Origin of the sequence: Kocuria sp. ICS0012, assembly GCF_001665945.1 — a bacterium.
In the GTDB taxonomy this organism is placed as follows: Bacteria; Actinomycetota; Actinomycetes; order Actinomycetales; family Micrococcaceae; genus Kocuria; species Kocuria marina.
The window spans coordinates 53196-61195 of record NZ_LZMM01000029.1; the positions used below are offsets into that span (position 1 = coordinate 53196).

The window sequence follows — 8000 nt, forward strand, 5'->3', positions numbered from 1 at the left end:
GGGGTCCGCGTTCGGAGGGGCAAGCACGGGAGTCCGGCGGACCCGAGGTCCATGTCCGCATGCGTGCCCGACCGGCGGGAGTCCTCGGACCTAGGGTGGAGGCAGGACGGACCCCACAGTCCCCAGTCCTTCGGCACGCGTTCACCGTGCGGGTGGAAGTGGCCGCACCCCTGACCGTGGGCCGGACCGCCGCCGGAACACGCAGGGTCGTACCGATCACCGGCGGCGCAGTGACCGGTCCCCACGGCTCCGGGCGTGTGCTGCCCGTGGGAGCCGATTACCAGGTGGTTGGTACCGAGATCCCCTGGCTCGAGGCCAAGTACGTCCTGGAACTCGCCGAGGGTCACCCGGTCTATGTGGGCAACCGTGCGATGCGGGTGGCCAGCGCGGAGGACTCCCGGGCCATCGCCCAGGGGATCCCGGTGGACCCGCAGCGGGTGTACTTCCGATGCGCCCCGTGCTCACCGCGGACGAGGACGGGCCGTGTACGTGGCTCAACCACACCGTGTTCGTGGGATCGGGGGAGCGGGACCCGGACTGTGTCCGCCTGGAGATCTCTGCGGTGCAGTGAGGTGTGGAGAAGTGCGGTGAGGTGGGCCGACCTTACCTGGGGGCGGAGGTCCCTGGCAGGGACCTTCCGCACCTTGCGGCGGTGTGCCCGGGCCTGGGCAGTCCGCACATGGAACGAGGGCCAGGACCCACGCCCGCGCCCCGGGGACAACTGTACTGCGATAAAACCGTGTACCGGCCGGTACATGTGCGTGGTGCAGCACAGTGGTTCAAGGCGGCCGGAAGGGGCGTGCCCGAGCGGGGTGGGCTGGGGCGTCCCCGGCATTCCCGGCGCGATGTGGAAGACTTGAGCCGGAAACCCATCATCGAAACCGAGAGGTAGGCGCTTCCATGAGTGAGCGGTCCAACGATCAGTCGGGTTCGTCCTCGGCCTCCCACCGGGACCAGCCGCAGTACGGTCAGTACTCCGACGACCGGGTTCAGAGTGCGGGCGGGACGCAGCAGCCCGAGTACGGCCAGTACAGCGATCCGTCCGCTCAACAGGGCGGCCAGGGCTACGGGAACAACGCCTCTCAGGCCGGCGGCTACGGCACCACCGGCCAGTCCGGCACGTCCGATCAGTACGGCTCGTCCAACCAGTACGGTGTCTCCACCCAGTACGGTGGTGACGACCAGTACGGCCAGTCCGGTCAGCAGTCCTACGGCGGCCAGGCTTACGGTAATCATGGCTACGGCAACCAGGGCTACGGCGCCGGCGGCTACCCCCAGCAGGGTTACGGCGTCCAGGGCCAGGACACCCAGGGTGGTTACCCCACGCACTACCAGAACGAGTACAACCAGGGTGGGTACGACAACCAGGACGGCTACGGCAACCCCTACGCTCCGGTGCCGGGCCGCGGGCTGGGCATCGCCTCACTGGTGCTCGGTATCCTGGGCATCCTCACGTTCTGGCTCGCCGGTCTGGGCGGTGTACTGGGCCTCGTGGGCCTGATCCTCGGCATCATCGGCGTGGTCAAGATCCGTAAGTCGCGCCGTGGTTCCCCGGCACTCGCGGTCGTGGGCATCGTACTCTCCGCACTCGCGCTGCTGGGAGGCATCCTGATGGCCGTGCTGTTCGCCTGGGTCTTCGGTCAGGCCGCCGACTGCATGGACCTCGCGGTGGCCGGAAACGACGCCGCGTACCAAGAGTGCGTGCAGAACGCCCTCAACGATTCCTTGAACTCCTGAGGTCCCCGCGGGTGATCCCGCCCCTCGGATGAGACGGACGAGCCCGGTGTCACGCACGTGACACCGGGCTCGTTCAGTCCTGGGGGGCGCCGGTACCGAGGACGTCCAGAGCGGCGTCGTGCAGGAGACCGTTGCTGGCCAGGGCGTTGTCCCCGAAGGGACCGTCCTGCCCGGCCAGGGACGTGAAACGCCCGCCGGCCTCGGTGACGATGGGCACGAGCGCGGCCATGTCGTAGAGGTTGAGTTCGGGTTCGCACGCGAGGTCCACCGCGCCCTCGGCGACCATACAGTAGGACCAGAAGTCCCCGTAGGCCCGCGTGCGCCACACGGAATCGGTGAGCTCGATGAACTGCTGGCGCACACCCAGATCCCGCCATCCGCTCAGGGACGAGTAGGACAGCGATGCGTCCGAGAGCTGGTTGACTGAGGAGACCGACAAGCGCGTGGCCTGCGAGAGTGAGCGCCCCGTGAAGGCCCCCGACCCGGCGGCGGCCCACCAACGGCGGTTGAGCGCCGGCGCGGACACCACGCCCAACACCACCTCACCGTCCTCGATCAAACCGATCAGCGTGGCCCACACGGGTACGCCGCGCACGTAGTTCTTGGTGCCGTCAATCGGGTCGATGACCCACTGGCGGCCGCCCGAACCCGTGGTCCCGAACTCCTCACCGATCACGGCGTCCCGGTTGCGTACGCGCCCCAGTTGCGCGCGGATCACCTGTTCGGCCTCGCGGTCCGCGTCCGTCACGGGTGTGAGATCGGGTTTGGTCTCCACGGTGAGGTCCTGGGACTTGAACCGTTTCATGGTCAGTCCGTCCACGGAATCCGCGAGGATGTGGGCCAGGCGGAGGTCGTCCGTGTAACTGCTGGGTGCACGCATGCGTCTACGTTATCGCTTGTCCGAGCTGCTTCTCGCTGTCCCCCCGCTGTGTCTGCCCGCGCGACGCCGCGAGCAACCTGCGCAGCGATTCGAGCCGCTGCGGGGCCGCCGGGGAGGCCCCCGGGCGGTGCACCCACGCGTCCAGCGCGCACCCGGGGGAATCCTCCGTGTGCAGGCACCCGCGAGGACAGTCTGCGGTGGCGGGGACCAGGTCGGTGAACGCGTTGAGCAGTTCCTCCTCGGGCACGTGGGCCAGACCCAGGGAACGGATCCCGGGGGTGTCCACGACCCAGGTCCCGGGGCGGGTTCCGGGCACCGTGAGGGCGCGCGCGGAGGACGACGTGTGCCGGCCACGGCCCGTGACGTCGTTGACGCCGCCGGTGGCCCGCTGCGCTCCCGTGAGGGCGTTGACCAGCGTGGACTTGCCCACGCCGGAGGGCCCCAGGAACACGCTCACATGACCGTCCAGCAACGACCGCAACCGCTCGAGGGAATCGGGGGACACGGCCAGGGACTGCTCGTGGATGCCGGCCTCGGGTCGTTCGCCGCGGTCGGTCGCGCGCTGCGTGCTGAGGGTGATCACGTCCAGATCGTGGAGGTAGTCCAGGAACTCCGTGGGATCGGCCAGATCGGACTTGGTCATGCACACCACGGGGGTGATTCCCGCGTCCCATGCCGCCACCAACCCGCGGTCCACGAATCCCGTGCGGGGGGTGGGAGAGGCCGCCGCGAGCACGAGCACGAGCCGGTCCGCGTTCGCCACGATCACGCGTTCCACGGGATCGGTGTCATCGGCACTGCGACGCAGCACGGTGGCGCGCGGTTCGATCCGCACGATGCGTGCCAGGGTGTCCGGGGCACCGGTGACGTCACCCACGACGCCCACGAGATCCCCGGGCACGATGGGCCGGCGCCGCAGCTCCTTGGCGCGCACGCACGTCACCGTGCGCGGTTGTTCCTCGTCCTCTCCCACCACGCACGTGTACCGGCCGCGGTCCACGGCCACCACACGTACGATCACGGCGTCCTCGTGCGTGGGTCGCTGCTTGGTGCGAGGGCGGGAGCCGCGCTTATTCGCGCGGATCCGGACGTCGGACTCGTCCCAGGTCCTGCGGGCCACTGCGTCAGGAACCCCGCCGCACGAGGCGGTCCCACATGCCCGGGAAATCGGGAAGCGTCTTGGCGGTGGTGGCGACGTTCTCCACCCGGATCCCGAACACGCGCAGGCCCAGGATGGCTCCCGCGGTGGCCATGCGGTGGTCGTGATAGCTGTGGAAGACTCCGGCGTGCAGCTCAGCGGGGGTGATCAGAAGTCCGTCCGCGGTCTCCTCCACGTTCCCACCCAGCGCGTTGAGCTCGGTGCTCAACGCGGCGAGCCGATCGGTCTCGTGCCCGCGCAGGTGGGCGATACCGCGCAGCACGGAGGGGCCGGTGGCTAGCGCGCAGATCGCGGCCACGGTGGGCGCGAGCTCGCCGGCTTCCGAGAGATCCAGGTCCACCCCGGCGATCTCGTCCGGACCGGTCACGGTGAACGTGCTGCCCTGCACACGGACGTCCGCGCCGAACAGGGGCAGGATCCGCCGCCACTGGTCCCCGCCCTGCGTGGTGTGGGCGGGCCAGTCGGGGATGCTCACGGTCCCGCCCGTGACCACGGCCGCCGCCAGGAACGGTCCGGCGTTGGACAGGTCCGGTTCCACGGTCACGTCCAGGCCGGCGACGTCGCTCGGGCTGACCCGCCACGCGGCGTCACCGATGCGCTCGGCGGCCACACCGGCGTCGCGCAGCACGGACACGGTCATGTCCACGTGCGGTAGTGAGGGCACACCGGAGCCGCCCTCGTGGTGCAGTACGAGCGGGGAGTTGAAGCGCACCGCGGAGAGCAGTAGCGCGGAGACGAACTGGGACGAGCCGCTCGCGTCGATCGTCACGGTGCCCCCGGTCACCGATCCGGTGCCGACGACCCGCAACGGCAGCGTGCCCCGGCCGTCGTCCTCGACGGACACGCCGAGCTCGCGCAACCCCGCGATCACGGGACCCATGGGACGCACGCGCGCTCCGGCGTCGCCGTCGAAATCCACGACCCCGGAACATAGCGCCGCCAGGGGCGGGACGAAGCGCATCACGGTACCCGCAAGACCGCAGTCCACGGTCACGGGCCCGGTGAGAGTATGCGCGCGGGGCAGGGGGGTGATCCGCAGATCCGGACCGAACGGCCCCGGGTCCGGCAGCGCTTCGATCACCGCGCCCAACTGCTCGAGCGCGGTGATCATGAGCCTGCTGTCACGCGAGTGCAACGGCTTGCGCAGCACGGACGGTTCATCCGCGAGGGCCGCGAGGACCAGATACCTGTTGGTCAGGGACTTGGAACCGGGGACGGCCACCGTGCCTCTCACGGCGGCCCCCTCCGAGAAGGGGGCCCGCCAGTGAGCGGGATCCAGGGCTTGCGGTTCGCCGTTGCTCGGCATCACGTGGCGCGGCGCTCCTAGTTGGAAACGGCGTCCTGGACGGCCTTCTCGGCCTGCTCCAGCTTCTTCTTGGTGTCCTTGCCGACCTTGACCGCGTTCTTGCGGACGTCGTCGGCGAGGTGGCTCGCGCGCCACACGAGGGACGGGTTGCCCGAAGTGTCCACGGCCGCGATCATCACGGCACCCAGCAGGGACACGTTCTTGAGCAGGTCCGACCTGCGGGCGGCCTTGCCCTCGGTGGTGCTCGCGTCCGCGGAGCGGTATTGGGTGTAGCCGTTGAGCGCGGTGGTGCCGAGCAGCACGGTGGACGACAGGCGCGGGAGCTTGCTCGCGGCGAGCAGCGACGCCGCGACGACCTGGGCGGCGGCGATGCCCTGCGCGACCTGAGCGCGGTTGGCGGTCACGGGGCGCACCTGCGGGGCGGCGCTCTCGAGGGCCTTGAGGACCGGGTCCAACTGCTTCGCGGCAGCGGACGAGTTGCGGAACGCGTTGACGCCCCCGGCGATGTAACCGGTGGCGAGCAGCGGGCGGGCGAGACGACGAACAATGCTCATGGTTCTCCTCCTTACGGCCCCGGCATCTCCGGGTACGCACTGTAGCCATCCTATCGGCCCGAGTTCGCGCCGCCGCCGGGAATACTCGCACGGCGCGTGCGTGTTATCCATGGTGTACAGAAGCGCCACATATGTGACGTAACACTCGGCAACGACCAGGGAAGTGGGTGACGGCGGAGGATGACGGCCCCCACCTTAGACTGGGACGTGATGAACGATCAGCGAACTCACGATTCCCATCCGGTGGAACACCCCGAAGAGGTACCCTCCGGAGCGGAAACCACTCAGCAGCGCCGTGAGCGTTTCGAACGCGACGCCATGCAGTACGTGGACCAGCTCTACGCCGCGGCATTGCGCATGACCCGCAACCCGTCCGATGCCGAGGACCTAGTGCAGGAGGCCTACACCAAGGCGTTCTCCGCGTTCCACCAGTACAAGCCGGGGACCAATCTCAAGGCCTGGTTGTACCGGATCCTGACCAACACGTACATCAACCTGTACCGCAAGCGGCAACGCGAACCGCGCCAGGCCAACACGGACACCGTGGAGGATTGGCAGCTGCACCGCGCGGAGTCGCACACCTCCACGGGACTGCGTTCTGCCGAGGCGGAGGCGTTGGACCACCTGCCGGACTCGGACGTCAAGCGAGCCCTGCAGGAGTTGCCTGAGGAGTTCCGCCTGGCGGTGTACTTCTCGGACGTGGAGGGATTCGCGTACAAGGAGATCTCCGAGATCATGGACACGCCCATCGGAACCGTGATGTCCAGGTTGCACCGTGGCCGCAAGCTTCTGCGCGAGAAACTGGGCGACTACGCCCAAGAACGAGGATTCGACACGTCCAAGGTCCAGAAGAAGACCAAGGACGGCGCACGAGCGAAGGATCGAGGCTAGAGCATGACCGCGAAACCGTGTCACAACGGCTGCACCGACGAACGCATCCAGCGGATCTACGAGTACCTGGACGGGGCACTGACCACCGAGGACCTCGCGGAGATCCACGAGCACCTCACGGACTGCGCCGACTGCGAGCGCGAGTACAACCTGGAGTGCGTGATCCGCTCCGTGGTGAAGCGTTCGTGCTGCGAGACCGCGCCGGACGAGCTCAAGCGCTCGATCCTCGCGCGCATCGACGCCCAGTGCAACGAGCACCCCGCTGCCTGAGGACCGGGCGGCGCCGGTACCGGGCGGGATGAGTCGCCGGCGGCGCCCAGCGGCGTGAGTGCTCAGCCGCGCAGAGACCCGGGGAACGAAGTACCCGATGACGCGGATCCCTCGGACAGAGCGAAGCCCCCGTGACCGATGACGGTCACGGGGGCTTCGTGATGCGTTCGCCGAACCTCAGGAATTGGGCCGCTTGCCGCGGTTTGCCGAGTTCTTGCGACGATCCTTGCGCTTACGTCCACGCTTGCTCATGATGTACCTCCTGCGATGATTGGCTGGGACATCGTCTGTCAGTATCTCACATTCCGGGCGGTGCTCATGCCACCGCTCCGGTGCCGCCCATGCCATAGGGGTGCCCCCGGACCCTGCGGCCAGCGCCATGGGTGGTGTCACCCGGAACCGCCGCCCGCATTGCGGCGGTCGCCGCGGTCGCCACGGTGAGAGGCGAGAGCCTCAGCGCGGCTCGGGCAGCTGCAGCCACTCGTACCACCCGCGGTGCAGCACAAGCCACGCGATGAGCCCGTAGCCGGCCTGACCGGGGTTGCCGTGGTTGGCGGCGAGGTCCTTGCGCCACTGCTCGTGGTGCTGCAGGGGGTTGAACGTGTCCACGTACACGTGGTTGCGCCGCGTGGTCACATCCCCGTAGGCCGCGGAGAGGTCCGCGATCTTGCGGTTGCGCTGCGGGTCCAGGGTGGGCGGGGGACCCACGACGAGCACCTTGGTGTTGTTCTGGGCGGCCTGGTCCACGATGTTGGCCATGTTCAGCCGGGACCGGGCGGAGGTGATCCCCAGGTCGATGTCCAGGGCGGACGGTGCGATCACCAGACGGTTGTCGCACGCGGAATCGAAGCGGCGGGAAGCCTCCGCGAACCAGTGGTCGTTGAGGGTCTCACTGCCCTGACCAGGCGCGGCGAGATTGTAGGCGTCCACGGGAACCACGTCTCGGGGGGTGCGCGCCATGACTCGTCCGAACCAGCCGAGCGCGCGGGGGTCGTCCACGCCGGCCAACAATTCGTCTCCCACGGCCACAATGCGGATCCTGCGTTGGTCCACTCTTCATACATCCTTCGCTAGCTGGGACCCGGGGGGGCCGGGGGCGCCCGCCCCCCCGGGCGGATCATGCCCGGTGATCGGGCGGGGGCGCGACGCCGCGCCGCCGCGGGACCGGCGCCGGGCGGCCCCCCCCGCCCCGGGCGCCCCCCC

At 69.1% G+C, this 8000-nt stretch carries 10 protein-coding genes and 1 pseudogene; 5 read left to right on the top strand and 6 right to left on the bottom strand.

Annotated elements, in window-relative coordinates; translation table 11 throughout:
• Positions 1 to 59: 59 nt before the first annotated feature.
• The 3 genes and pseudogenes from A5728_RS15075 to A5728_RS15005 form a co-directional block, all read left to right on the top strand.
• Positions 60 to 398 (top strand): annotated as a pseudogene (locus tag A5728_RS15075) (DUF3237 family protein); the annotation flags it as partial.
• A gap of 59 nt (positions 399 to 457) precedes the next feature.
• Positions 458 to 571: a DUF3237 family protein gene (locus tag A5728_RS14710; RefSeq protein WP_206478652.1), complete on the top strand. Its 114-nt coding sequence runs from the start codon at positions 458 to 460 to the stop codon at positions 569 to 571.
• A gap of 329 nt (positions 572 to 900) precedes the next feature.
• The gene (locus A5728_RS15005; protein ID WP_064845829.1) at positions 901 to 1737 is read left to right on the top strand and encodes a DUF4190 domain-containing protein; all 837 of its coding nucleotides are present in this window, start codon (positions 901 to 903) and stop codon (positions 1735 to 1737) included.
• 73 nt (positions 1738 to 1810) lie between these two features.
• Here A5728_RS15005 and hisN read toward each other — a convergent pair whose 3' ends face one another.
• From hisN to A5728_RS04120, 4 genes are read right to left on the bottom strand one after another with little or no spacing between them, the layout of a single operon-like run.
• Positions 1811 to 2617: a histidinol-phosphatase gene (gene hisN, locus A5728_RS04105; protein WP_064845830.1), complete on the bottom strand. Its 807-nt coding sequence runs from the start codon at positions 2615 to 2617 to the stop codon at positions 1811 to 1813.
• A gap of 4 nt (positions 2618 to 2621) precedes the next feature.
• On the bottom strand, positions 2622 to 3737 hold the full coding sequence (gene rsgA / locus A5728_RS04110) for a ribosome small subunit-dependent GTPase A (protein WP_064845831.1): 1116 nt from the start codon (positions 3735 to 3737) through the stop codon (positions 2622 to 2624).
• Positions 3738 to 3741: 4 nt separating this feature from the next.
• Positions 3742 to 5082 (bottom strand): 3-phosphoshikimate 1-carboxyvinyltransferase, encoded by a 1341-nt coding sequence (gene aroA / locus A5728_RS04115; RefSeq protein WP_064845832.1) that lies wholly within the window; start codon positions 5080 to 5082, stop codon positions 3742 to 3744.
• 17 nt (positions 5083 to 5099) lie between these two features.
• On the bottom strand, positions 5100 to 5636 hold the full coding sequence (locus A5728_RS04120; protein ID WP_064845833.1) for a DoxX family protein: 537 nt from the start codon (positions 5634 to 5636) through the stop codon (positions 5100 to 5102).
• A 210-nt stretch (positions 5637 to 5846) separates the two neighbouring features.
• On the opposite strand from A5728_RS04120, the gene A5728_RS04125 reads away from it, so the two are divergent.
• Together A5728_RS04125 and rsrA are read left to right on the top strand one after the other, a co-directional pair.
• Positions 5847 to 6527, top strand: a complete 681-nt coding sequence (locus A5728_RS04125; RefSeq protein WP_064845834.1) for a sigma-70 family RNA polymerase sigma factor — start codon at positions 5847 to 5849, stop codon at positions 6525 to 6527.
• Positions 6528 to 6530: 3 nt separating this feature from the next.
• Complete coding sequence (gene rsrA / locus A5728_RS04130) at positions 6531 to 6797, top strand: mycothiol system anti-sigma-R factor (protein ID WP_064845835.1); 267 nt, start codon at positions 6531 to 6533, stop codon at positions 6795 to 6797.
• A gap of 177 nt (positions 6798 to 6974) precedes the next feature.
• Here the strand turns inward: rsrA and A5728_RS15080 are convergent, their stop codons facing one another.
• Both A5728_RS15080 and A5728_RS04135 read right to left on the bottom strand, forming a co-directional pair.
• Positions 6975 to 7049: a 50S ribosomal protein bL37 gene (locus A5728_RS15080; protein ID WP_098054049.1), complete on the bottom strand. Its 75-nt coding sequence runs from the start codon at positions 7047 to 7049 to the stop codon at positions 6975 to 6977.
• Positions 7050 to 7250: 201 nt separating this feature from the next.
• On the bottom strand, positions 7251 to 7850 hold the full coding sequence (locus A5728_RS04135) for a GDSL-type esterase/lipase family protein (RefSeq protein ID WP_064845836.1): 600 nt from the start codon (positions 7848 to 7850) through the stop codon (positions 7251 to 7253).
• Positions 7851 to 8000 lie beyond the last annotated feature (150 nt).